Source organism: Variovorax sp. 22077, from assembly GCF_052044195.1.
Taxonomy (GTDB): domain Bacteria; phylum Pseudomonadota; class Gammaproteobacteria; order Burkholderiales; family Burkholderiaceae_C; genus Variovorax; species Variovorax atrisoli.
In genome coordinates, this window is record NZ_JBQEQC010000006.1 from 156373 (window position 1) to 181171 (window position 24799).

25 protein-coding genes are annotated in these 24799 nt (G+C 68.5%); 10 read left to right on the forward strand and 15 right to left on the reverse strand.

Features of this window, described 5'->3' with window-relative positions; genetic code table 11:
- Window positions 1–14 precede the first annotated feature (14 nt).
- The 3 genes from ACTJLF_RS10770 to ACTJLF_RS10780 all read left to right on the forward strand — a co-directional run bounded on the left by ACTJLF_RS10770 (window position 15) and on the right by ACTJLF_RS10780 (window position 3300).
- Window positions 15–1271 carry a Zn-dependent hydrolase gene (locus tag ACTJLF_RS10770; RefSeq protein ID WP_019654742.1) on the forward strand — a complete coding sequence of 419 codons (1257 nt, stop codon included), beginning with the start codon at window positions 15–17 and terminating at the stop codon, window positions 1269–1271.
- The gene (locus ACTJLF_RS10775; protein WP_019654743.1) at window positions 1268–2740 is read left to right on the forward strand and encodes a M81 family metallopeptidase; all 1473 of its coding nucleotides are present in this window, start codon (window positions 1268–1270) and stop codon (window positions 2738–2740) included. Before ACTJLF_RS10770 ends, ACTJLF_RS10775 begins: the two co-directional genes overlap by 4 nt.
- A gap of 182 nt (window positions 2741–2922) precedes the next feature.
- A complete protein-coding gene (locus ACTJLF_RS10780; protein WP_026346379.1) occupies window positions 2923–3300 on the forward strand; it encodes a nuclear transport factor 2 family protein in 378 nt (125 codons plus the stop codon).
- 41 nt (window positions 3301–3341) lie between these two features.
- On the opposite strand, the gene ACTJLF_RS10785 is transcribed toward ACTJLF_RS10780, so the two are convergent.
- Window positions 3342–4490 (reverse strand): helix-turn-helix domain-containing protein, encoded by a 1149-nt coding sequence (locus ACTJLF_RS10785; RefSeq protein WP_440883051.1) that lies wholly within the window; start codon window positions 4488–4490, stop codon window positions 3342–3344.
- Between the two features lie 178 nt (window positions 4491–4668).
- Between ACTJLF_RS10785 and ACTJLF_RS10790 the strand changes: the two genes are divergently transcribed.
- The 7 genes from ACTJLF_RS10790 (at window position 4669) to ACTJLF_RS10820 (ending at window position 12423) form a co-directional block, all read left to right on the forward strand.
- Window positions 4669–5166: a (2Fe-2S)-binding protein gene (locus tag ACTJLF_RS10790; protein ID WP_019654746.1), complete on the forward strand. Its 498-nt coding sequence runs from the start codon at window positions 4669–4671 to the stop codon at window positions 5164–5166.
- Between the two features lie 13 nt (window positions 5167–5179).
- A complete protein-coding gene (locus ACTJLF_RS10795) occupies window positions 5180–7567 on the forward strand; it encodes a xanthine dehydrogenase family protein molybdopterin-binding subunit (RefSeq protein ID WP_440883052.1) in 2388 nt (795 codons plus the stop codon).
- A 25-nt stretch (window positions 7568–7592) separates the two neighbouring features.
- The gene (locus tag ACTJLF_RS10800; protein WP_132797337.1) at window positions 7593–8384 is read left to right on the forward strand and encodes an FAD binding domain-containing protein; all 792 of its coding nucleotides are present in this window, start codon (window positions 7593–7595) and stop codon (window positions 8382–8384) included.
- A gap of 185 nt (window positions 8385–8569) precedes the next feature.
- Window positions 8570–9460, forward strand: coding sequence for an AAA family ATPase (locus tag ACTJLF_RS10805; RefSeq protein ID WP_126185455.1), 891 nt, complete (start codon window positions 8570–8572; stop codon window positions 9458–9460).
- Between the two features lie 7 nt (window positions 9461–9467).
- Window positions 9468–10688, forward strand: coding sequence for a vWA domain-containing protein (locus tag ACTJLF_RS10810; protein WP_019654750.1), 1221 nt, complete (start codon window positions 9468–9470; stop codon window positions 10686–10688).
- A gap of 34 nt (window positions 10689–10722) precedes the next feature.
- Entirely contained in the window at window positions 10723–11388 is a 666-nt protein-coding gene (locus ACTJLF_RS10815; RefSeq protein ID WP_440883053.1) for a CoxG family protein, read from the forward strand.
- An 18-nt stretch (window positions 11389–11406) separates the two neighbouring features.
- A complete protein-coding gene (locus ACTJLF_RS10820) occupies window positions 11407–12423 on the forward strand; it encodes an XdhC family protein (protein WP_019654752.1) in 1017 nt (338 codons plus the stop codon).
- Between the two features lie 58 nt (window positions 12424–12481).
- Here the strand turns inward: ACTJLF_RS10820 and mnhG are convergent, their stop codons facing one another.
- The 14 genes from mnhG to ACTJLF_RS10890 form a co-directional block, all read right to left on the reverse strand.
- Entirely contained in the window at window positions 12482–12865 is a 384-nt protein-coding gene (gene mnhG, locus ACTJLF_RS10825; RefSeq protein ID WP_019654753.1) for a monovalent cation/H(+) antiporter subunit G, read from the reverse strand.
- 61 nt (window positions 12866–12926) lie between these two features.
- Window positions 12927–13205, reverse strand: coding sequence for a K+/H+ antiporter subunit F (locus ACTJLF_RS10830; RefSeq protein ID WP_019654754.1), 279 nt, complete (start codon window positions 13203–13205; stop codon window positions 12927–12929).
- A complete protein-coding gene (locus ACTJLF_RS10835) occupies window positions 13202–13693 on the reverse strand; it encodes a Na+/H+ antiporter subunit E (protein ID WP_132797346.1) in 492 nt (163 codons plus the stop codon). The genes ACTJLF_RS10830 and ACTJLF_RS10835 overlap by 4 nt, the downstream gene beginning before the upstream one ends.
- On the reverse strand, window positions 13690–15408 hold the full coding sequence (locus tag ACTJLF_RS10840) for a monovalent cation/H+ antiporter subunit D (RefSeq protein WP_132754584.1): 1719 nt from the start codon (window positions 15406–15408) through the stop codon (window positions 13690–13692). Before ACTJLF_RS10840 ends, ACTJLF_RS10835 begins: the two co-directional genes overlap by 4 nt.
- An 82-nt stretch (window positions 15409–15490) precedes the next feature.
- Window positions 15491–15841, reverse strand: a complete 351-nt coding sequence (locus ACTJLF_RS10845) for a Na+/H+ antiporter subunit C (protein WP_019654757.1) — start codon at window positions 15839–15841, stop codon at window positions 15491–15493.
- Complete coding sequence (locus ACTJLF_RS10850) at window positions 15841–18789, reverse strand: monovalent cation/H+ antiporter subunit A (protein ID WP_440883054.1); 2949 nt, start codon at window positions 18787–18789, stop codon at window positions 15841–15843. Before ACTJLF_RS10850 ends, ACTJLF_RS10845 begins: the two co-directional genes overlap by 1 nt.
- A gap of 88 nt (window positions 18790–18877) precedes the next feature.
- Window positions 18878–19255: a fluoride efflux transporter CrcB gene (gene crcB / locus ACTJLF_RS10855; RefSeq protein WP_126185460.1), complete on the reverse strand. Its 378-nt coding sequence runs from the start codon at window positions 19253–19255 to the stop codon at window positions 18878–18880.
- 40 nt (window positions 19256–19295) lie between these two features.
- Complete coding sequence (locus ACTJLF_RS10860; RefSeq protein ID WP_186475831.1) at window positions 19296–20609, reverse strand: TRAP transporter large permease; 1314 nt, start codon at window positions 20607–20609, stop codon at window positions 19296–19298.
- A 25-nt stretch (window positions 20610–20634) separates the two neighbouring features.
- Window positions 20635–21168, reverse strand: coding sequence for a TRAP transporter small permease (locus ACTJLF_RS10865; RefSeq protein ID WP_126185461.1), 534 nt, complete (start codon window positions 21166–21168; stop codon window positions 20635–20637).
- Between the two features lie 88 nt (window positions 21169–21256).
- Complete coding sequence (locus ACTJLF_RS10870) at window positions 21257–22225, reverse strand: TRAP transporter substrate-binding protein (protein ID WP_440883055.1); 969 nt, start codon at window positions 22223–22225, stop codon at window positions 21257–21259.
- 166 nt (window positions 22226–22391) lie between these two features.
- A complete protein-coding gene (locus tag ACTJLF_RS10875; protein ID WP_354407248.1) occupies window positions 22392–22712 on the reverse strand; it encodes a ComEA family DNA-binding protein in 321 nt (106 codons plus the stop codon).
- A gap of 136 nt (window positions 22713–22848) precedes the next feature.
- On the reverse strand, window positions 22849–24018 hold the full coding sequence (gene lapB / locus ACTJLF_RS10880; protein WP_126185463.1) for a lipopolysaccharide assembly protein LapB: 1170 nt from the start codon (window positions 24016–24018) through the stop codon (window positions 22849–22851).
- On the reverse strand, window positions 24008–24352 hold the full coding sequence (locus ACTJLF_RS10885; protein WP_126185464.1) for a LapA family protein: 345 nt from the start codon (window positions 24350–24352) through the stop codon (window positions 24008–24010). The genes lapB and ACTJLF_RS10885 overlap by 11 nt, the downstream gene beginning before the upstream one ends.
- Window positions 24353–24409: 57 nt before the next feature.
- Window positions 24410–24736: an integration host factor subunit beta gene (locus tag ACTJLF_RS10890; RefSeq protein WP_019654766.1), complete on the reverse strand. Its 327-nt coding sequence runs from the start codon at window positions 24734–24736 to the stop codon at window positions 24410–24412.
- Window positions 24737–24799 lie beyond the last annotated feature (63 nt).

Consider the following 24799-nt stretch of genomic DNA (forward strand, 5'->3'; position numbering starts at 1 on the left):
CGTTTTCGAAAGCCATGAAGAACTCTCACAACGAACTCCGCATCGACGGCCAGCGGCTCTGGAACTCCTTGATGGAACTGGCGCAACTGGGCGCCACCGAGAAAGGCGGCGTCTGCCGCATCGCGCTGACCGATCTCGACCGCCAGGGCCGCGACCTGTTCTCGCGCTGGGCCCGCGAGGCCGGCTGCGAGGTGCGCGTCGACGCCATCGGCAACATCTTCGCGCGCCGCGCCGGCCGCAACAACGCGCTGCCGCCGGTGGCCACGGGCAGCCACATCGACACCCAGCCCACGGGCGGCAAGTTCGACGGCAACTACGGCGTGCTCGCCGGGCTGGAGGTGATCCGCACCCTGAACGACGCCGGGGTGCAGACCGAGGCGCCGCTCGAGGTGGCGGTGTGGACCAACGAGGAAGGCTCGCGCTTCGTGCCGGTGATGATGGGCTCGGGCGTGTTCGCCGGCGCCTTCACGCTGGAGCATGCGCTGGCGCAGCGCGACAACGATGGCATCAGCGTCTCCGAGGCGCTGGCCGCCATCGGCTATGCGGGCAGCGCGCCCGTCTCGGCAGAAGCGTCGCCGGTGGGTGCCTACTTCGAGGCGCACATCGAGCAGGGCCCGGTGCTCGAAGCCAACGAGCGCGTGATCGGCGTGGTCGAGGGAGCGCTGGGCCAGCGCTGGTACGACGTGGTGGTGCAGGGCATGGAAGCCCATGCCGGTCCCACGCCGATGGAGCTGCGCAAGGACGCGCTGCTGGCCGCTTCCGAGCTGGTGATCGAGGTCAACCGCATCGCGCTGGCCCACGCGCCGCACGCGCGCGGCACGGTCGGCTGGATCGACGCGTACCCGAACTCGCGCAACGTGATCCCGGGCCGGGTGAAGCTCAGCGTCGACCTGCGTGCGGCCGACGACACGGTGCTGTCGGCGCTGGACGCCGCGCTGAAGGAAACCGTGCAGCGCATTGCCGCGAAGGCCAAGGTCGAGATGTCGGTGGAGCAGGTCGTGTACTTCCCGCCGCAGCCCTTCACGCCCGGGCTCGTGGCGGCCGTGCGCGACGCCGCGCAGGCGCAGGGCCTGAGCTGGATGAACGTGATCAGCGGCGCGGGCCACGACGCGGTGTACCTCGCGCGCGTCTGCCCCACGGCGATGATCTTCGTGCCCTGCCGCGACGGCATCAGCCACAACGAGATCGAGGACGCGCAGCCGGATCACCTGGAGGCCGGCTGCAACGTGCTGCTGCAGGCGATGCTGCAGAGCGCGGGAGCGGCGCAATGAAGGTGCTGATCGCGCGTCTGAACCACGAGACCAATACCTTCTCTCCGGTGCCTACGCCGCTCGCGGCCTTCGGGCCCGACGGTCCCACCTTCGGCGAGCAGGCCTACCGGGACAACAAGGGCATGCGCACCGCGATGTCCGCCTTCATCGATCTCGCCGAGCAGGCGGGCGCGACCGTGGTCACGCCGGTGTCGGCCTCGGCCAACCCGAGCGGCCCGGTCGATGCGCAGGCCTACACGCTGCTCACCCAGTGCATCGTCGACGCGGCCCCGGGCTGCGACGCCATCCTGCTCGACCTGCACGGCGCGATGGTGGCGCACAACAGCGTCGATGGCGAAGGCGACCTGCTGCTGCGCCTGCGCGCGGCGGCGCCGGGCGTGCCCATCGGCGTGGCGCTCGACCTGCACGCCAACGTCACGCCCGCGATGGTGGAGAACGCCGACGTGATCGTCGGCTTCAAGACCTACCCGCACGTCGACATGTACGAGACCGGCGAGCATGCCGGCCGGCTGCTCTTCGACATGCTCGCCGGACGCAGCAAGCCGCACATGCGCTGGCACCGGCTGCCGCTGATGGCGCACACGCTGCGCAGCGCCTCCTTCACCGGCGCGATGAAGCAGGCCATCGAGGCGGCGCGCGAGGCGGAGGAGTCGGAATCGCTGGCGGTGTCGATCCTCGCGGGCTTCTCGCTGTCGGACATCGAGGCGCCTTGCATGAGCGTGATCGCGGTCGACGCGCATTCGCCCGAACGCGCACAGGCAACGGCCGACCGCATCGCGGCGCAGATGTGGGCGCAGCGCGAGGCCTTCGTCTACCGCAGCGAGCCGCTGGCGGAGTCGATCGCGCGCGCGAAGCTGATCGCCGAAGGTGCGACGCGGCCGGTGCTGCTGCTCGACCATGGCGACAACTGCATGTCGGGCGGAAGCTGCGACACCATGGACGTGCTGCAGGAGGCGCTGGCCCAGGGCCTGCACGGCATCGGCGTCGGTCCGCTGTGCGACCCCGAGGCGGTGGCGCAGCTCGTCGCGGCGGGCGAGGGCGCGCAGGTGACGGTCGCGCTGGGCAACAAGGTCTCGCTCGCGGGCATCGGGCTCGAGAAGACGCCGGTGCGCCTGACGGGCATCGTGCGCACCATCGGCAACGGCGAATACGTCATCACCGGGCCCACCTACACCGGCCAGCGCAGCAGCATGGGCCGCACGGTGCTCTTCGACATCGGCGCGGCGCGCATCGTGGTGACCGAGCGCACGCAGGAGCCGTGGGACATCGGCGTCTTCGAGTGTGCGGGGCTCGATCCGCGCAAGGAGCGCTTCCTGCTGCTCAAGTCGCGCATGTACTGCCGGCCGGTTTTCGAGCCGCTCTCGGCGGCGCTGGTGGAGTGCGACAGCCCGGGGGTCACGAGTTCGGACTACGGGCTGTTCCCGTTCGGCAAGGTCAGGCGGCCGGTGTTTCCGCTCGACGCGATGTGACTGCCTGGAACGGGGAGCGGGCGGCCGGACGCGGAGGGCGCGGAGGTTTCGCGAGGGGCTGCGTTCGGCTGCCCGATCCCGCATCTCATGACCTGCCACGTCATCGACGCGCATCGCGTGCGGCGCGACCATTCCTTCACCCCGCGATGTTGCGGGTCGACACCCGGAAAGGAATGGTCACCATGAACACTGCCACACACGATGCCACCGCCATTGCCCAACACTACATCGCGGTCTGGAACGAAACCGACGCCGAGCGCCGCGCCGCGCTGATCGAGGCCGGCTGGACCGCCGACGCGCGCTACGTCGATCCGCTCGCCCAGGCCATCGGCCGAGAGCAGATCAGCGCGCTGGTGGGGGTGGTGCACCAGCGCTATCCGGGTTTCCGCTTCAACCTGCTGGGCAAGGCCGATTCGCACGGCGACCATCTGCGCTTCTCGTGGACGCTGGGTCCCAGCGGCGCAGAAGACCTGATCCAGGGCACCGACTTCGCGCAGGTCGATGCGGGCAAGCTGCGTTCTGTGACGGGCTTCTTGGACAAGGTGCCGGTTGGCGCCTGAGCGCCGCAGTCTGAACGAAGGCTGAACGGACTGGCGGTGTTTCAGTCCGGCGCGCCGGCAGGCCGCCCGCGCCACAGCTTGCGATAGACGGTCGCGCGGCTGATGCCCAGGGTCCGCGCGGCCTCCGCCACGTTGCCGCGGGCATCGGCCACGGCCTTGCGGATCAGCGCGGTTTCCACGTCGCGCAGCCTCGGCTTGTTGTCGGGAGACGGGCTCGCGGAAGCCGCCGCGCCACTGCCGCCGGGCTGGGGCCGTACCTGCACCCGCAGGCCGGACCACAGCGGCACCTCGAGCACCGCATCGCCGCGACGGGCCGCGTCGAACATCATGTGCAGGGGCAGCGCGAAGAGGTCGTTGAAGTTCAGGGTGTGCCCGCCGTGCGGCAGCGGCTGGTGCAGCATCTGCCGCGCCGCTGCGTTGGCGCCGGTCACGCCGCCCACCGCGTCGATGCACAGCAGCCCTTCCGTTGCCTCGCCGCCCGAACTGCCCGGCCACGCCAGGCGCAGCAGCAGTTCGCAGGGCTCGCGCTTGACCAGCATGTTCTCGATGTTGCGCGCCGACAGGGTCGCCAGGTGACGCAGCTCGGGGCGTTCGGCCACGTGCACCCCGGTCAGGTCGAGCATGCCGATGCAGTCGCCCCGGGGGCCGAAGAGCGGCGCGCCGGCGCAGCTGTAGACGCTGGTGTCGTCGAAGAAATGTTCGCCGCGGTGGAGCCAGACCGATTCCTGCTCGGCCAGGGCGGTACCGATGGCGCTGGTGCCGATGGCGCGCTCCGACAGGTCGACGCCGATGCGCCCGATGTCCCGCGCATAGCGGCTGGCAGCATCGGTGCCGTCGGGCAGGTTGCCCACGTCGACCACGATGCCCTCTGCATCGGTCAGTACGGCGAAATAGCGGGTGTCGGCGATGGCGCGGGAGAGCTGCTCGATCACCGGGCGGGCCGCGGCGACCAGCGCGCGGTTGCGCTCGACGATGTCCTTGCCGGCCGAGCGGCTCACGGGGTCGAACTGGACGCGCTGCTGCGGCCGGCGGCCGGCCTCGATGCAGCGCTGCCAGGAGCGGGTGATCCAGGAATCGATGCGGGCTGCCCCCCGCGCTCTTTGGGGTGACTCGCCTTCTATCAGTTCGCGGCGGGCTTGGGCGATTGCCAGGGAACGCTCAGGAGGCTGCGAAACGATTGATACAGACATCGTGGTTTTTCGCGCATGTATGCAGGCTTTTCCCGGCCCGCCGGACGGCAGGCTGTTTCATTTTGAGAATTTCGCGCGCTCTGTGCAAGTGTCAAGGGTTTTGCCTAGGATAGTGCGAAAGGCCGGCATCCAAGATGCTTTTGCTCAAACAGCCATCACCTTTTACGGAGACAGCCAAATGCAGGTCGCTTTCAAGGTCAACGGCCGCCCGGTCACGGTCGACGCTCCCCCCAACACCTTTCTCGTACACGCTCTGCGCGAGCATCTCCATCTCACAGGCACCCACGTCGGCTGCGACACCGCCCAGTGCGGCGCCTGCACCGTCCACCTGAACGGCCGGGCCGTCAAGTCGTGCAACATCCTGGTGGCGCAGGCGGCCGGCGCCGAAGTCACCACCATCGAGGGCATCGCCGAAGCCGACGGCACCATGCACCCCATGCAGGCGGCATTCAAGGAGTGCCACGGCCTGCAGTGCGGCTTCTGCACGCCGGGCATGGTCATGAGCGCCATCGACCTGTGCACCCACCATCCCAAGTCGAGCGAGACCGAGATCCGCGAGCTGCTCGACGGCAACCTGTGCCGCTGCACGGGCTACCAGAACATCGTCAAGGCAGTGAAGATGGGCGGCGAGGCCATGGCCTCGGGCACTCCCGTCAAGGCAACGGCAACGGCCTGAGGAGAGCGACATCATGGGCGCTTCCGATTTCTCGAACCTGCCGCACATCGGCGAGGCGGTCCGCCGCAAGGAGGACTACCGATTCCTCACCGGTTCGGGCAACTACACCGACGACATCACGCTGGCCAACCAGAGCCATGCGGTCTTCGTGCGCTCGCCGCACGCCCACGCCGTCGTCAAGTCGGTCGACACCGCCGAGGCGCTGAAGATGCCCGGCGTCATCGGCATCTTCAGCGGCAAGGACATCGAGAGCAAGATGGGCGGGCTGCCCTGCGGCTGGCTCATCAACAACCCCGACGGCACCCCGATGAAGGAGCCGATGCACCCGATCCTGGCCATCAAGAAGGTGCGCTACGTGGGCGACCACGTGGCCATGGTGGTGGCCGAGACGGTGGAGCAGGCCAGGAACGCCGCCGAGGCGGTGGTGGTCGACTACGAGGTGCTGCCCGCGCTGGTGAGCGTGGCCGACGCCGCGAAGAAGGCCGGCGGCGTCACGCTGCACGACGAGGCCCCCGACAACCAGTGCTACAAGTGGGCGCTGGGCGACAAGGCGGCGGTCGATGCGGTGTTCGCCGGCGCCGCGCACGTGACCAAGCTGGACCTCGTCAACAACCGGCTGGTGCCCAATCCCATCGAGCCGCGCGTGGCCATCGGCAGCTACAACCGCGCCGGCGACGACTACACGCTGTACGTCTCCAACCAGAACCCGCACGTCGAGCGCCTGCTGATTACGGCCTTCGTGCTGGGCCTGCCGGAGCACAAGGTCCGGGTGATCGCGCCCGACGTGGGCGGCGGCTTCGGCTCCAAGATCTTCCTGTACGCGGAAGACGTGTGCCTGACTTGGGCCGCGAGGCAGCTCAACCGCAACATCAAGTGGACGGCCGACCGTTCGGAATGCTTCCTGTCGGATGCGCACGGGCGCGACCACGTGAGCCACGCCGAGATGGCGATGGACAAGGACGGCAAGTTCCTCGCGATGCGCGTGCACACCGACGCCAACCTGGGCGCCTACCTGTCGACCTTCTCGACGGCGGTGCCCACCATCCTCTACGCCACGCTGCTGGCCGGCCAGTACACCACGCCGCAGATCTACGTCGAGGTGGATGCCTGGTTCACCAACACCGCGCCGGTGGATGCCTACCGCGGGGCGGGGCGGCCCGAGGCCACCTACCTGCTGGAGCGGCTGGTGTCGCGCTGCGCCTGGGAAATGAACCTGGGGCAGGACGAGATCCGCAAGCGCAACTTCATCACCGCCTTCCCGTACCAGACCCCCGTGGCGCTGCAGTACGACACGGGCGACTTCCATGCCTGCATGGACAAGGCGCGCGTGCTCGCGGAAGTCGATGGCTACGCGGCGCGCAAGGCCGCGAGCGAAGCCAACGGCAAGCTGCGCGGCATCGGGTATTCGAGCTACATCGAGGCTTGCGGCATCGCGCCGTCGAACATCGCAGGCGCCCTCGGCGCACGTGCGGGCCTGTTCGAATGCGGCGAGATCCGCGTGCACCCGACCGGCAGCGTGACGGTGTTCACCGGCTCGCACAGCCACGGCCAGGGCCACGAGACCACCTTCGCGCAGGTCGTGGCGGCACGGCTGGGCATTCCGGTCGAGAACGTCGACGTGGTGCACGGCGACACCGGCCGAGTACCCTTCGGCATGGGCACCTACGGTTCGCGCTCCATCTCGGTGGGCGGCGCGGCCATCATGAAGGCGCTCGACAAGATCGAGACCAAGGCCAAGAAGATCGCCGCGCACCTGATGGAAGCCAGCGACGCCGACGTCGAGTTCGCCAACGGCGAGTTCACGGTCAAGGGCACCGACAAGAAGATCCCGTTCGGCCAGGTGGCGCTGACGGCCTACGTGCCGCACAACTACCCGCTAGACAAACTGGAGCCCGGCCTGAACGAGACCGCCTTCTACGACCCGACCAACTTCACCTTCCCGGGCGGCACCTACATCTGCGAGGTCGAGGTCGACAAGCAGACCGGCGAGGTCCGCGTCGACCGCTTCACCGCGGTGGACGACTTCGGCACCATCATCAATCCGATGATCGTCGAGGGCCAGGTGCACGGCGGGCTGGTGCAGGGCATCGGGCAGGCGCTGCTCGAGAACTGCGTCTACGACAAGGAAACCGGCCAGCTGCTCACCGGCAGCTTCATGGACTACGCCATGCCGCGCGCCGGCGACTTCCCTCAGTTCAAGCTCGACACCGTGTGCACCCCTTGCACGCACAACCCGCTGGGCACCAAGGGCTGCGGCGAAGCGGGGGCCATCGGCTCGCCGCCGGCCGTGATCAATGCGGTGCTCGACGCGCTGGCGCCGCTGGGCGTCAAGGATTTCGACATGCCCGCATCGCCCGCCCGCGTCTGGGAAGCGATGCAGGCTGCAGCCGCCAACCACTGAACTAGAACAAAGAAGGAACCACACCATGTACGCCTTCACACTTGAACGGCCCGCCTCGGTGGCCGACGCGGCAAGACTCGTGGCCTCCGGCGCCAAGCCGCTGGCCGGCGGACAGACACTGCTGGCTTCCATGAAGCTGCGGCTTTCGGCACCCGAGCAGCTCGTGGACCTGAGCGGCATCAAGGAGATCGCCGGCATCACGAAAAGCGGCGACACCATCACCATCGGCGCCATGTCGCGCCACCTGGACGTGGCGAACAACGCCGACGTGAAGGCCGCCTACCCGGCGCTGGCCGACCTGGCCTCGCGCATCGGCGACCGGCAGGTGCGCGCGATGGGCACCATCGGCGGCTCGGTGGCCAACAACGACCCGGCCGCCTGCTACCCCAGCGCCGTGCTGGCCTCGGGCGCGACCATCGTCACCTCCAAGCGAGAGATCGCGGCCGATGACTTCTTCCAGGGCCTCTTCACCACTGCGCTGGAAGAAGACGAACTCATCACCGCCATCCGCTTTCCCGTGCCGAAGCGTGCGGCCTACGAGAAGCTGCGCCAGAAGGCGTCGCACTTCCCGCTGGTCGGCGTGTTCCTCGCACAGTACGACGGCGGCGTGCGCGTGGCTATCACCGGCGCGGGCAATGGCGTGTTCCGTCATGCAGGGCTGGAAGATGCGCTCAACAAGAGCTTCACCGCCGCGGCTGCCGCCGCCGTGAAGATCGACGCGAGCGACCTGAACAGCGACCTGCACGCATCGGCCGCCTACCGGGCGAACCTGATCAGCGTGCTGACGCAAAGGGCCGTGACCAAGGCGCTGGGCTGACGCAGTCGGGCGCGGAGGGTTCGGACCGACCGGACACGTGAAGGGCGCGAAGGTTTCGCGAGAGACGCAAAGGAACAGCCAGGAATTTTTTCGGTTTCTCTTTCGCGTTCTTCGCGCGATCCTCGCGCCCTTCGCGTCCGGATGTCCGCCTCCGCCTTCGCAACGGCCATCCATTACCCTAGGCCATGATCTTTCCCAGCATCGACTCCCTCTCCGCCGGACTCATGCAGGCCGGCTATTTCGCCGACCGGCGACTGGCCACGGCCGTGTTCCTCGCGCTGAAGCTGCAGCGTCCCCTGCTGCTCGAAGGCGAGCCCGGCGTGGGCAAGACCGAGCTGGCGAAGGCGCTTTCGACGGCGCTGGGGCGGGAGCTGCTGCGGCTGCAGTGCTACGACGGCCTGGAGCAGCGCGAGGCGCTCTATGAATGGAACTACGCCGCGCAGCTGCTGCACATGCGCGCCGCCGAGGCGACGGGCGCGGCCCGCGACGTGGAGGCCGAGGTCTACCAGCCGCACTACCTGATCCGCCGTCCGCTGCTGCAGGCGCTGCAGACGCCGCTGCCGGGTGCCGTGCTGCTGATCGACGAGGTCGACCGCGCCGACGAGCCCTTCGAGGCCTTCCTGCTCGAGTACCTGGGCGAATACCAGGTCAGCATTCCTGAGCTGGGCACGGTGCGCGCGGTGGTGCCCCCGGTCACCATCCTCACGAGCAACCGCACGCGCGAGCTCAACGATGCGGTCAAGCGCCGCTGCCTCTATCACTGGCTCGACTACCCCGAGCGCGAGCGCGAGCTGGCCATCGTGCGTGCACGTGTGCCCGAGGCCGGCGAGAAGCTGTCGGCGCAAGTCGCCGCCTTCGTCGCGCGGCTGCGCGAGGCACCGTTCGCCAATGCCTTCCAGCGCGCGCCCGGCATTGCCGAGAGCGTCGAATGGGCGAGGGCGCTGATCGCGCTCGACACAGTCGAACTCGACCCCGAAGTGGTGGTCGACACCGCCGGCATCCTCTTCAAGCAGCGCGACGACGTGGCTGCCCTGACGCAGGAGCTGGCGTCGGACCTGCTCAAGCCGGAGGCGTGAACTGTCGATGGCCACCACCGGCGTGCAGCAACTCGGCGACGTCCGCAGCGGAAAGCTCGCGGGCAACATCACCGCCTTCGGCCGTGCGCTGCGCCGCGCGGGCGTGCGCACCGACGCGATGCGCATCGCCCTCGCGGCCGAGGCCGCTTCGCTCGTGGGCGTGGAAGACAGGCTCGACCTGAGCGCCGCCATGGAGGCGGTGATGGTCAGCCGCGAGCAGGACCGCATGGTGTTCCGCGAGCTCTTCGACGCCTGGTTCCGCGACCCGGAGCTTGCGAACAAGCTGCTGGCCCAGATGCTGCCGAGCGCCGAAGGCAAGGCCGAGCCGTCCAAGCGCCGGCCGCGCGTGCGCGAGGCCCTGAGCGCACCGCGCGCGCTCGCCAGGCCGGTGGAGCCGGCCAAGCCCGATCGCGAGGTCGAGTTCGACGCCGCCATGACGTCGAGCGACAGGCAGCGCCTGCAGCATGCCGACTTCAACGCGCTCGGCGCCGCCGAGTACCGCCTGGTGGAGCGGCTCGCGCGCGACATCCGCCTGCCGATTCCCGAACTGCCGTCGCGCCGCCTGCGCGTGGCCGGCGAAGCGGGCCGCCAGCATGCGCGCATGCACTGGCCGGGCGTGCTGCACGAGGCGGCGCGCACCGGCGGCGAGATCATGCGGCTGCCCCGGCTGGCCCGGCGCGAGCAGCCGCTGCCGCTGCTGGTGCTGGTCGACGTCTCGGGCTCGATGGAGCGCTATGCGCGCCTGCTGCTGGCCTTTCTGCATGCCGCGACGCGCCGTGCCGGCCGCCGCGACGTGTTCGCATTCGGCACCCGGCTGACCGACCTGACGCCCGCATTCCGGCTGGCCGACACCGACGAGATGCTCGGCGCCGCCAGCCTCGCCATCGACGACTTCGCAGGCGGCACCCGCTTCGGCGCCTCGCTGGCCGAGCTGAGGCGTGCCCATGCCCGCCGGCTGACCGGCCGCCGCACGCTGGTGCTGGTGATCAGCGACGGGCTCGATACCGGCGAGCCCTCGCTGCTGGAGCATGAGCTGCTGTGGCTCAAGCGCCATTCGCGCCGGCTCCTGTGGCTCAACCCGCTGCTGCGCTTCGAGGGCTACGCCCCTCTGGCGCGTGGGGCCGCCGTGCTGCACCGGCAGGCGGACGCGATGCTGGCGGTCCACAATCTCAGCGCACTCGAACAGCTCGCCGCGAGCCTCGCCGCACTGATGCGGTCCGGCCGCTAGCGGCGCCCAGGAAGGAAGACAAAGGAACCCCACCATGGAAATGCTCGGAAACCGCCGCCTAGGCATCACCCAACAACAGGCATGGGAAGCGCTCAACGACCCCGAGACGCTGAAGAAGTGCATTCCCGGCTGCGACAAGTTCGAGCTCACGGGCGAGAACCAGTACAGCGTCGCGCTGGCCCTGAAGATCGGCCCGGTCTCGGCCAAGTTCAACGGCAAGGTGCAGCTCTCGGACATCTCCGCGCCCCATGGCTACAAGCTCACCTTCGAAGGGCAGGGCGGCGTGGCGGGCTTCGCCAAGGGCTCTTCGAGCGTCACGCTCAAGCCGGTCGCCACGGACGCGGCGGCAGCCTCTGCCGGTGATGCCGTCGTGCACGAGGCCGATGCGGCGACGCCGCCTGACGCGGCCCCCGCCGGCTGCGAACTCGACTACACCGTGCAGGCCCAGGTCGGCGGCAAGATCGCCCAGCTGGGCCAGCGGCTGATCGACGGCGCGGCCAAGTCCACGGCCGACGATTTCTTCAAGCGCTTCGAGGCCGAGATGCAGAGCCGCTACGGGCCGCCGCCTGCGCCTGCCGAGGAAGCCGCCGAGGCGCCTGCCGAGAAGAGCGGGATGATGTCCGGCCTCATGAAGAAGATCGGCCTCGGCAAGAAGGACGACAAGGACGCGCCCGCCGCTCCCGGCGGCGACGCGGCCTGAATCCGGGACTGCAGCGTCATGGAAAACCTCGACGTCATGGTGCTGCGCACGCTGCGCGACTGGCGGCGTGCCGGCAAGCGCGCGCTGCTGGCGACGGTGGTGCGCACCTGGGGCTCGTCGCCCCGGCCGGTGGGTTCGATCATGGCCCTGGCGGAAGACGGTGCGGTGGTCGGCTCGGTCTCTGGCGGCTGCATCGAGGACGACCTGATCGCGCGCTACAGCCATGCCCACGGCAAGGCGGAAGACGTGCCGCTGGGTGCGCCGCCCTCGCTCGTGAAATACGGCATCACCGCCGACGAGGCGCACCGCTTCGGCCTGCCCTGCGGCGGCACGCTGGAGCTGCTGCTCGAATACGCGCCCGACGCCGGCTCGCTCGAGCAGCTGGTGGCGCAGCTGGAGCAGGGCAAGCTGATGCAGCGCACGGTGACGCTCGCCACCGGCGCGGTACGGCTCGCCGAAGCCAAGGCACCCGACGAACTCACGGTGAACGACACCGAGCTGACCAACACCTTCGGCCCCGAGTACCGCATGCTGCTGATCGGCGCCGGCCAGCTCGCCGAATACCTGGCCACCATGGCCAAGTTCAGCGGCTTCGCCGTCACGCTGTGCGACCCTCGCGCCGAGTACCGCACCGCATGGTCGCTGCCCGGCGTGCACATCACGACCGAGATGCCCGACGACGCCGTGACCGCCTTCAGGCCCGACCGCCGCAGCTGCGTGGTGGCGCTCACGCACGACCCCAAGCTCGACGACCTCGCGCTGCTGGAGGCGCTCCAAAGCGACGCCTTCTACGTCGGCGCCATCGGCTCGCGGCGCAATGCCGATGCGCGGCGCGGTCGCATGATCGAGCACTTCGACCAGACCGAGGAGTCGCTCGCGCGCCTGCGCGGGCCCATCGGCATCTACATCGGCAGCAAGACGCCGCCGGAGATCGCGGTGAGCGTGATGGCGGAGATCCTCGCGGTGAAGAACGCGGTGACGCTGCCGCGCGAGATGGAAGTGGCGCAGGCCAAGGAGCGGCTGCTGTCCTCGTGACCTTCGTGGCCTCGGTGCCCCTCGTGACCCGTATGACCGGTTTGACCGCGCGGCTCGATCAGCCCTCGTAGGGCGGGATCGGCCCCTGGTCCGATGGTGCCGGCGGCGGCACGTCGCCGTTCTTCTGGCGTTCCCGGAACAGCGCGGCGCGCATCAGGAAGATGGTGGTCACAGGCGTGGTCAGCGCCACGAACAGCACGATCAGCACCGCGTGCATGAAGAGGCTGTGGCCCTGCGCCGAGAAGTACACGATGGTAGCGACCGTCATCGACCACACGCCGCCGGTGGCACCCAGCGTGGGCGCATGGATGCGTCGGAAGAAGGTCGGCAGCCGCACCAGCCCGAAGGAGCCGATGGCGGCGAAGGCGGCGCCCAGCACCGCGAAGACGGCGGTGACGATCTCGGCCCACAGCGGCATCGGGCCCACGATGAAATCGCTCATCGGAATATCTCCGTGCTTCGCACCGCGGTGCGAGCCTGCTTGGGGCGGCCCGGCGCGGCGCTCATTCGATCACCTCCCCGCGCAGCAGGAACTTGGCCATCGCCGTCGAGCTCACGAAGCCGAACAGCGCGATCAGCATCGCGGCGGCGAAGTACACGTCGCTCGCGTAGACGATGCCCAGCACCAGCATCATCAGCATGCCGTTGATGTAGAGGCAGTCCAGCGCCATCACGCGATCTTGGGCGGAAGGGCCGATCAGCAGGCGCGCGACGGCGCAGAGCATCGCCACCGCCAGCAGGAACAGCGCGAACTTGAGCGACCAGAAAAGGATGGGCGTCATGATTCGAAGATCTCCATCAGCGGACGTTCGTAGCGGCTCTTGATCTGCGCGATGAAGGCTGCTTCGTCGTCGAGGTCGAACACGTGGATCAGCAGGGTGGTGCGATCGAAGGCCACCTCGCCCCAGGCGGTGCCGGGCGTGAGGCACATGATCATCGAGAGCACCGCGAGGCCGTTGGGGTCGCGCAGATCGAGCGGTATGCGCAGGAAGCTCGCATGGATGTTCTCGCTGCGGCGCGTGAGCAGCGCACGCGCCACCGCGAACACCGACACCGACATGTCGTAGAGCACGATGCAGCACAGCCGCAGCGCCACGCCGGGCCGGCGCATGCGTACCGTGGCCGGCCGCAGGCCCTTGGTCAGCAGCGGCACGGCAATGGCGAGCAGCACGCCCGAAAGCAGCGTGCTTGCCTCGAGCGACTGGTTGAGCAGCAGCCAGATGACGAACAGCGCGAGCGACAGCGGCGGAGATGGGATCAGGCGTCTCATTGCGCGCCTGCCTTTCCTTCGGCCTTGGCGGCGGGCACCGGGTTCGGAACCTGCCGCGCTTCCATCACTGCAGCGCGATAGGCCGTGGGCGTGCGCAGGCCCTCGGCGGTGGCCATCGCGTGGCGCATCACCGGTTCGGCCCAGATCGTGAGCGCGATGCCGGCGACGATGAGCCCCGCCACGGGCAGCACTTCGAGCGCCGGCAGCGAGGGCAGGTTGCCATGCGGCTGGGTCCAGAAATGGCGGATGCCGGTGCGGCTCAGCGCGATCAGCGCGAGGAAGCCCGAGGCGATCAGCAGCACGAGAAAGGTCCAGCCGGCCATGCCGACGGCACCGCTGCCGTTCATCAAGCCGGAGAGCATCGCGAACTTGCCGACGAAGCCCGAAAGCGGCGGCAGGCCGGTCAGCAGCAGCGTGCAGATCATGAAGCTCAGGCCGAGAAAGGCGACGCCTGCCGGGATGGCCCGGCCGTAGAGCGCCTGCGCGTCGTCGTCGAGGTTCACGTCGCTCAGCGCGCTCAGGTCTTCGGCCAGGAAGGGCGCCGTGCCCGCGACCTCGTGCGGCGCCACGCTCATGCCGGCATTGCGCCAGCGCTCGATCATGTCGGTCAGCAGGAAGAAGGCGCTCACCGCGAGCGTGGAGCTCAGCAGGTAGAAGAGGGCGCCGGCCCACACGGCCGGTTGGCCCAGCCCGACCGCGGCGAGCAGCGTGCCGGCCGACATCAGCACGCTGAAGCCCGCAAGGTTGGAAAGCCGCTGCGTGCCGAGGATGCCCAGGGCCGCGACGAAGAGCGTGGCGATGCCCGCGCCAACCAGCACCGGCTGGCCGAAGGCGGCCGAGGCGCCGGTGTCGGGCGCGAACAGCACCGTCCACAGCCGCAGCACGGTGTAGACGCCCAGCTTGGTGAGCAGCGCGAACACCGCGCCCACCGGAGACACCGCCGCGCTGTAGGCCGGCACCAGCCAGAAGTTGAGCGGCCACGCGCCCGCCTTGGCGAAGAAGGCGGTGAAGAGGATGGCCGTGGCCGCGTGCACCAGCCCGCGGTCGCCCGGCGAGAGCTCGGCGATGCGCATGCCCAGGTCGGCCATGTTGAGCGTGCCGGTCACGCCGTAGAGGATGGCCGCGCCGATCAGGAACAGCGAGGAGGCCGCGAGGTTGATCGCGATGTAGTGCAGCCCCGCCTGCACGCGCAGCCGGCCCGAACCGTGCAGCAGCAGGCCGTAGGAGGCCGCGAGCATCACCTCGAAGAACACGAACAGGTTGAACAGGTCGCCGGTGAGGAAGGCGCCGTTCAGCCCCATGAGCTGCAGCTGCAGCAGCGGATGGAAGTGCACGCCCGCGCGGTCCCAGCGCGAGGTGGAGTAGATCGACGCCGCGAAGGCGATCACGCCGGTGAGCGCCACCATCATGGTCGAGAGCCGGTCGGCCACCAGCACGATGCCGAAGGGCGCGCGCCAGTTGCCCGGCAGGTAGACGCCGATGGAGCCGGGTCCGCCGCCCGTGTCGGGCGCGTTCACCCAGCGCAGCAGCGCCAGCGCGGCCAGCAGGCCGACCAGGCCGGAGATCACGCTCAGGGCCGACTTGGCGCGCCGGCGGTTCTCGCCCAGCAGCAGCATGAGCGCGGCCGTGAGCATGGGCACGAGGATCGGCACCGCCACCAGGTGCGGCATGCTGAACTCGAGCAGCTGGTCGAGCAGGTGGAAGATCTCTTTCATCGGCCTTCCCCCGGGCTTGCCACAGCGTGTGCTGCGCCGACCCCCTCAAGGGGGCGCGTGCCTTCGGGCGCTTGCGCGTCGCTCATTCCGCCTCCTGCCGTTCTTCACCGTCCACGTGGTCGGTGCCGGTGAGGCCGCGCGAGGCGAGCATCACGACGAGGAAGAGCGCCGTCATCGCGAAGCCGATCACGATGGCGGTGAGCACCAGCGCCTGCGGCATCGGGTCGGCCGTGTTGGCCAGCGTGGCGGTGAGGCCCTTGACGAGCACCGGCTCGCTGTCGACCTTGAGCCGCCCCATGCTGAAGATGAAGAGGTTGACCGCGTACGAGATCAGCGTCAGGCCCATGATGACCTGGAAGGTGCGCGGGCGCAGCAGCATGTAGACGCCAGAGCCGGTGAGCACCCCGATGGCGAGTGCGAGCACGATTTCCATCAGGCGGCCCCTCCCTCGGAGGTGGCGGCGGCGGTCGTCTCCGCGTCTTTTTCTTTTTGCTCGTCGGCCCAGCGGTGGCTTCGTATCGACTGGTGGGCCAGCGCGGTCAGGATCAGCATGGTGGCGCCGAGCACCAGCGCAAACACGCCGGTGTCGAAGAAGAGGGCGCTGGGCACGTGCACCTCGCCCAGGATCGGCAGGTGCAGGTGCGCGGTGTGCGTGGTCAGGAAGGGGTAGCCGAGGAACACCGCACCGGCGCCGGTGGCAAGCGCCAGCAGCAGGCCGATGGCGATCCAGCGGCGCGGGTAGATGCGCAGGTGCTCCTCCACCCATTCGGTGCCCGAGACGATGAACTGCAGCACCAGCGCGACCGACATCACCAGCCCCGCGACGAAGCCGCCGCCCGGCGCGTTGTGGCCGCGCATGAAGAAGTAGACCGACACCAGCACCGATACCGGCAGCAGCAGGCGCACCAGCACGGCCGGCACCATCAGGTAGCCGACGGCCGTGTCCTTGGCGCGGCGCGGGTTCAGCAGGTCGCTGCTGCCGTCGTCGGCCTGCAGCCGCTGCTGGATCGGCAGGGCCATCGATTCGATGGCCGGGCGGAAGCGCCGCAGCAGCGCATATACGGTGAGCGCGACGATGCCGAGCACGGTGATCTCGCCGAAGGTGTCGAAGCCGCGGAAGTCGACCAGCATCACGTTGACAACATTGGTGCCGCCGCCCTCGGTGAGCGCGCGTTCGAGGAAGAAGGGCGAGATGCTCTGCGGAAAGGTGCGCGTCATCATGGCCCAGGCCAGCGCGGCCATGCCGCTGCCGGCGATGGCGGCGATCAGCAGGTCTCGGCCGCGCCGGCCCCAGGGCTTGAGCCGTGCGCGCGCGGGCTGAACCACGTCCTTGCTGCGCATAGGCAGCCAGCGCAGGCCCAGCAGGATCAGCACGGTGGTGACGGCCTCGACCACCAGCTGCGTCAGGGCGAGGTCGGGCGCAGAGAACCAGATGTAGGTGACGCACGAGACCAGCCCCGCGGCCGCGGCCAGCATCAGTGCCGCCAGCCGGTGGAACTTGGCCTGCCACGCGGCGGCCACCGCGCAGGTGCCGCCGATGAGCCAGGTCATGGCGAACATCGGCGAGAAGGGCAGCAGCTCGCGCGTGCCGGGCGCGGCGGGCGTGAGCTGCAGGGAGGCTGCCGCGCCCGCCACCGCCACGACCACCAGCAGCAGCAGTTGCCACTGCATGCGCTTCGTGCCGAAGAGACGGCGGCTGCGCCGGCCGGCCTCGCTCAGCAGCGCGATCAGGTGCTCGAAGATGACCTGGCCGTCGAAGCGGTGCAGCAGGGGCGTGTTCTCGAGGCCGCCGCGCGCGCGCTGGCGGCGTTGCAGCAGGTACAGCGCGGCGCCGCCGGCCAGCGCCACGAAGCTCATCAAGAGCGGCAGGTTGAAGCCGTGCCACACGGCCAGGCTGTACTCGGGCAGCGTGCCGCCGACCACCGGCGATGCAGCCGCGGCGAGCATCGGCCCGACCGACCACGCTGGCGCCACGCCCACCACCAGGCACACCAGCACCAGCAGCTCGACCGGCACCCGCATCCAGTGCGGCGGTTCGTGCGGATGCTTGGGCACCTCGTCGCCGCAGGGCGGGCCGAAGAACACGTCGAAGACGAAGCGCGCCGAGTAGGCCACGCTGAAGATGCCGGCCAGCGTGGCGATCAGCGGCAGGCTGAGGTCGACCCACGGCGTGGCCTGGATGAACACCGTCTCCGCGAAGAACATCTCCTTCGAGAGGAAGCCGTTGAGCAGCGGCACGCCGGCCATCGATGCGCTCGCGATGATGGCCAGTGTGCCGGTGATCGGCATGAGCCGCATCAGGCCGCTGAGCTTGCGGATGTCGCGCGTGCCCGTCTCGTGGTCGATGATGCCGGCTGCCATGAAGAGCGACGCCTTGAAGGTGGCGTGGTTCATCACGTGGAAGACCGCCGCCACCGCCGCGAGCGGGCTGTTAAGTCCCAGCAGCAGCGTGATGAGCCCGAGGTGCGAGATGGTGGAGTAGGCCAGCAGCGCCTTCAGGTCGCGCTGGAACATCGCGATGAAGCCGCCGAGCAGCAGCGTGATGGCACCGGCACCGCCCACCATCCAGAACCACTGCTCGGTGCCCGAAAGCACCGGCCACAGCCGCGCCATCAGGAACACGCCCAGCTTCACCATGGTGGCCGAGTGCAGGTAGGCCGACACCGGCGTGGGCGCTGCCATGGCGCGCGGCAGCCAGAAGTGGAAGGGGAACTGCGCGCTCTTGGTGAAGGCGCCCAGCAATATCAGCGTGAGAGCCGTCGGATACAGCGCGTGCGAGCGGATGAGCTCGCCCGAGGCCAGCACCGTGTCGAGCTCGTAGCTGCCGGTGATGCGGCCCAGCACCAGCACGCCCGCCAGCAGGCACAGCCCGCCCGCGCCGGTGACCGTGAGCGCCATGCGCGCGCCGCGCCGCGCGTCGCGGCGGTGGTGCCAGTAGCCGATCAGCAGGAAGGAGAACAGGCTGGTGAGCTCCCAGAACAGTACCATCTGGATCAGGTTGCCCGAGAGCACCACGCCCATCATCGCGCCCATGAACGCGAGGAAGAACGAGAAGAAGCGAGGCACCGGGTCGGAGGCCGACATGTAGTAGCGCGCGTACAGCACCACCAGCGCGCCGATGCCCAGCACCAGCATGCAGAAGAGCCACGCGAAGCCGTCCATGCGGAACACGAGGTTCAGGCCCAGTGCGGGCAGCCATTCGATCTGCTGCCGCAGCACGCCGCCGTTGGCGATCTTGGGGAAGAACCATGCGGCCTGGATGGCGCAGCCCAGCGCGACCAGCCCCGCCAGCGTCGACTCCCTGTTGCGCGCGTTGGAAGGCATCAACGCGGCCAGCACGCTGGCGATGAAGGGGAGGGCGACGAGAAAGACCAGGGGCATTGGGGTCGATTCTATCGGGCGACCCTATGGAACGCCTTATCTATAACCGCAAGACATAAGGCAGTTTTTCACCCTGCTTTCATGCGATTCAGGAGGAGAAGGCCTGCACCGTGCGCAGCCCCAGCCATGTCATGCACAGCGAACCGCCCAGGTGCAGCGCGATGGTGCCCATCGCGAGGCCGAGGCGGCCGCTGGTCAGCATGCCCACCACTTCCGCCGAGAAGCTCGAGAAGGTGGTGAGCGTGCCGAGGAAGCCGGTGATCACCATCAGCCGCCACGCGGGGTTGATGTCCGGCAGGCCGCTGAAGACGCCGATGGCCACGCCGATGAGGTAGCCGCCGATCAGGTTCACCGCCAGCGTGCCCCAGGGAATGATGCCGCCGGGGTTGAGCCAGAGGGCGAAGCCCCAGCGCATGAGGGCGCCGACGCATGCGGCGAGGCAGATGACGATGGCGTTCAGCAGCATGGCGGCGATTATCCGCATGCCGCCGGGCGGCACGGTCGCGCTACTTCTCCCTGCCCATCACGACGTCCGGCAGGATCGTCACGATGCTCGGGAACAGCGTGATCAGCACGATGCACAGCACCAGGCAGAAGAAGAACGGGATCGCCGCCTTCGCGATCACGTTGCTGTCCTTGCCCGTCATGTTCTGCAGCACGAAGAGGTTGAAGCCCACCGGCGGCGTGACCTCGGCGATCTCGACCAGCAGCACGATGAAGATGCCGAACCAGACCAGGTCGAAGCCAGCCTTCTGGATCATCGGCAGCACCACCGCGCTGGTGAGCACGATCATCGAGATGCCGTCGAGCGCGGTGCCCAGCACCAGGTACACCAGCACCAGTGCGCCGATCAGCGCATAGGGCGACAGGTGCATGCTGTCGACCCACTCCGCCAGCTCGCGCGGAATGCCGGTGAAGGCCATGGTCTTGGTGAGGAAGGCTGCGCCGGCCAGGATGAACATGATCATGCAGCTGGTGCGCGTGGCGCCCATGATGCCGTCCTTGAAGTTCTTCCAGGTCAGGCTCCGGCCCCAGGCCGCGATGGCCAGCGAGCCCAGCACGCCGAAGGCCGCGCATTCCGTGGCGGTGGCCCAGCCGGCCACCAGCACCCAGACGATGAAGACGATCAGCAGCGTGCAGGGAATGAGGTTGCCCGACAGCCTGATCTTCTCCATGAAGGTGGTCGGCGGATCGGCCGGCGGCACCTGGCCCGGATTGCGCAGGCTCCACCAGCCGATGTAGCCCGAGAACAGCAGCATCAGCAGCAGCCCAGGCAGGAAGCCGGCCAGGAAGATGCGGATGATCGAGGCGTCGGCCGCCACCGCGTACACCACCATGGTGATCGACGGCGGAATCAGGATGCCCAGCGTGCCCGCCGTGGCGAGCGAGCCGATGGCCAGCTTCTCGTTGTAGCCGCGGCGCTTGAGCTCGGGCAGCGCCACCTTGGCGATGGTCGCGCAGGTGGCGGCCGACGAGCCCGAGACCGAGCCGAACACCCCGCATCCGAGGATGGTGGTGTGCATCAGCCGGCCCGGCACGCGGTTGAGCCAGGGGCGCAGGCCCTCGAACATCTCCTCGCTGAGCTTGGTGCGAAACAGGATCTCGCCCATCCATATGAAAAGCGGCAGCGCGGCGAGCTCCCAGCTCGCGTTGCTTTCCCAGAAGGCGGAGAACAGGTTCTTGCCCGGCAGAGTGTTGGTGAAGAAGGCCTGGCCGACCCAGCCGACGATGGCCAGTGTCATCGCGATCCATACGCCGCCCGCCAGGAGCAGCAGCATGATCGCGAGCAGCAGCGCGCCCATCCAGAGGTTTTCGAACATCGGGTGTCTTTGTCGCTGTTGTTGTTCAGACGTCGGAGGAGAAGTCGCCCGCCGCGTGGCGCTCCTCGATGGCGCGCTGGTAGCTGGGCTTCTCGCCGCGCACCACGCCGACCAGCTCGTCGACCATCGCGATCAGCAGCAGCCAGCAGCCGATCACGAAGGTCGATTGCGGGATCCAGATCGGAATGACGACCAGGCCCGTCGCCATCTCGGCGAACTCGTAGCTCTCGTAGGTGAAGCTGGTGGCCCAGTAGGTCAGATAGGCCACCGACACGGCTGCGACGAGCAGGCAGCTCACGTCGAGCACACGCCGCATCCTCGGCGACACCGATTCGAGCAGCAGCGTCACGCGCACGAAGTCGCCGTGGCGGAACGCATGCGCCATCGCGAAGAACGCGGCGGCGGCGCACAGCCAGGCCACCACGTCGTTGAGCCCGCTCACGCGCCAGTTCATCTGCCGGCCCACGCCGGCGACGATCATCAGCACGAAAATCAGGAACACGCAGAGCGCACCCAGCGCGCCTGCACCGTCGTACAGGCGGTCGAGGAAGCGGCGCATGGTCAGGTCTCCCGCCGGGCAGCGCCGAGGGAGGGCTGCACGCTCTTGGCGGTGAGCGGCGCGCGAAGCGATGAGCGGGGGTGCTTCATCACTGCTTCTTGTAGGCGTCGACGATGGCGGCGCCGTCCGCGCCCGCCACCTTCAGCCAGTCGGCCTGCATGATGCCGCCGACCTGGCGCATGTCGGCGTCGAGCTTGGGCGAGGGCTTGTGGATCTTCATGCCGCGCTCGGTGAGTAGGCGCTTGTATTCCTCGTTCTTCTCCTGCGCCACCTTCCAGCCGCGCGCTTCGGCGTCGGCGGCGGCCTTGGTGACGGCCGCCTTGGTGGTGGCGTCGAGCGCGTCGAAGGCCTTGGCATTCACCAGGATCGCGTTCTTGGGGATCCAGGCCTGCGTGTCGTAGAAGTTCTTGATGTGCTCGTAGGTCTTGGTGTCGTAGCCGGTGGAGCCCGAGCTCATGTAGCTCTCGATCACGCCCGTGGCCATGGCCGCGCTGAGTTCGGCCTGCTGGATCTGAACCGGCTGCGCGCCGATCAGCTCGGCGATCTTGGCCGTGGCCGGGCTGTAGGCGCGCCACTTGATGCCGCGCAGGTCGGCCACCGAGCCGATCTCCTTCTTGGTGTAGATGCCCTGCGGCGCCCATGGCACCACGAACAGCACCTTGATGCCCTGCGCCGCGAGCAGCTTCTCCATGGCGGGCTTCGATGCGTCGTAGAGCTTCCTGGCCTGCGGATAGGTGGTGGCGAGGAAGGGCACGCCGTCGAGCGCGTAGATCGGGTTCTCGTTCGCGAAGTTGGCCAGCAGGATCTCGCCGGCCTGTGCCTGGCCGCTCTGCACGGCGCGCTTGATCTCGGGCGCCTTGAACAGCGACGCGTTGGCGTGCACCGTGATCTTCACCTTGCCGCCGGTGGCCGCGTCCACGTCCTTCGCGAACTGCGTGATGTTCTCGGTGTGGTAGTTGGTGGCCGGGTAGGCCGTGGGCAGGTCCCACTTGGTCTGGGCGAAGGCCGCGGCGCCGAGGGTCAGGCCCGCGAGGGCAATGCCGAACTTGTGATTCATTGACTCGCTCCGGAATGTGTTGAAAGCAAAACGAAAGGAAGCTTACGTGCAAATTCCGGGCCACTTGCTGAGGCCTTTCCCTGCCATCTCCCCGGACGTCTCCCTGACATGGCGCGCATGAAAAAGCCGCCCGAAGGCGGCCTTGCATATTTCTACCGGAGCGAGATCAGGGCTTGGAGGCCTTCGCTTCCTTCGTTCCTTTGGAGGAGGCCGGTGCCGCGTCGCCGAAGCCCTTGCCATTGACCGTCAGGCCTTCGGCGGACAGCTTGGCCGCCTTCTTCTCCTTGACGCCCTTCACGCGCTGCATGAAGTCGGGCCAGTCCTTGAACTCGCCCTGCTTGCGCGCGTCGAGGATGCGCTTGGACATCGACGGGCCGACGCCCTTGATGCCGTCGAGATCGGCTTCCGTGCCCTTGTTGACATCGACGGCCGCGGATGCGGCGATCGCGAACAGCATGGCGGTGGTGGCCAGGATCTTCTTGAACATGATTGTTAACTCCCTCTATTCGTTGATGAATGACAGCCGACGCAATCGTCGGCCCGCGCTCAACGAGGTAGTGAAAGAGGGCGTTGACCTATGAAGGCCCCGCAGGCCTTCATGTGACCATTGTTCAGGAACGTGATCAGAGTTCTTCGACGCGGCGAGGCGGATAGCTGTCCCAGGCCTGGCAGCCGGGGCAGTGCCAGAAGTACTGGTGCGCCTCGAAGCCGCAGGCCGCACAGCGGTAGCGCATGAGCGGCCGCGTGGCCTGGTCGAGCGCGCGCTGCACCTGCGGGTGGAACTGCTCGTGCTCGAAGCGTTCGCCCGCGAGCCACCGCGAGGCGGCGACCAGCGAAGGCTGCTGCGCGAGGTGGGCGATGTAGCCATCGCGCGGCGTCGGGTTCGGCTCCTCGGCCGTGGCGCTCGGCTTGCCGCCCAGTGCCATCAGCGCCTCGAGCACGTCGATGGACGGCGACTCCACGTAGCGCCGCTGCAGCAGTTCGAGCGCGTCGGCTTCGCGGTGCGCGGCCACAGCGGCCTGCTGCAAGGCGGCGGCATAGAGCGGCAGCGCCAGCGGCGCGGTGTCGCTGAGCGCCACGAGCGTGTCGAAGGCCGCGCTCGCCTCGCCCTTTCGCAGCTGCAGGTTGGCAGTGTCGATGGCCGGGCGTGGTGCCTGCGGTGCCAGCTCGACGGCTTGCGCCAGCAACTTTTCGGCGCCGGGCAGGTCGCCCGCCGCCACGCGCTCCGTCGCCTGTTCGCAGAGATGGTGCGCGCGGCGCGTGCTGTAGCTGGCCTGGTCGGACTCGTCGAGCTTCTGCGCCACGTCGGCGGCCTGCGCCCATTCGCGCGAGCGCTCGTAGATGGCCAGCAGCGCGAGCCGTGCCTCGTTCTCGTAGCGCGTGCCCTCGAGCTTCTGCAGCGCGGCTTCGGCGCGGTCGAGCAGGCCGGCGCGCAGGAAGTCCTGCGCCAAGGCGTGCTGCGCGCGCTCGCGGTCGCTGCGGCTGAGGTCGCCGCGGCCCAGCAGGTGCTCGTGCACGCGCACCGCGCGCTGGTACTCGCCGCGGCGGCGGAACAGGTTGCCGAGCGCGAAGTGCAGCTCCTGCGTGTCGGGGTCGTTCTGCACGGCCTCGATGAAGGCGTCGATGGCCTGGTCCTGCTGCTCGTTGAGCAGGAAGTTGAGGCCGCGGAAGTAGGCCTTGGGTGCCTGGCGGTTCTCGAGCTTGAGTTGCCGGATGTCGAAGCGCGATGCGAGCCAGCCCAGCACGAAGGCGACGGGCAGGCTGATCAGCAGCCAGCTGGGATCAAAGTCCATGTTGACGTACGGCGGGGAGGTCGGTGGCGGAGATGGTCGGTGCTGCGGTTGCCACCGCAGCGGCCGTGGCAACAGGTGTTGCGGGCGACTGGGCTTCGCTTGCGGCCGGCATCTGTGCCGCCGCGGCGACGCGGTGCTTCCACCAGCCCGGCAGCATGCCCAGCGCTCCCACCACGAGGCCGCCCGCGAAGGCAGCGAGCACGACCAGCACCAGCGGTGCGCGCCAATAGGTACCGAAGAAGAAGTAGACGGTCGCGTCGTGCTGGTTGTTCAGCGCGAAGGCGAAGAGCGTAAAAAAAATGGCTGCCTTGAGCAGCCACAGGAGGTATTTCATAGCCGTTCCCGTTGCCGGGAGCATTCTACGTTTGCGGGCATTCCGATCGTCCGCGCGTCAGGCCTTGCGGCCCTTGGCTTCCTTGCCCGCGTCGAGCTCGGCCGTCTTTGCGTCGACGGCTTCGCGCAGCGCCTTGCCGGGCTTGAAGTGCGGCACCCGCTTCTCGGGGATCTGCACGCTCTCGCCCGAGCGCGGGTTGCGGCCGATGCGCGGCGGGCGCCGGTTGACCGAGAAGCTGCCGAAGCCGCGGATCTCGATGCGGTGGCCGCGCACCAGCGCGTCGCTCATGGCGTCGAGGATGGTCTTGACGGCGTATTCGGCATCGCGGTGCGTGAGCTGTGCAAAGCGGGCTGCGAGTTCTTCGACGAGGTCCGAGCGTGTCATAGGCCAAACATAAACGAAAAACGTGGGCGAAAAAAAAGACAGAGCGGCCCCAGGGCCTGCTCT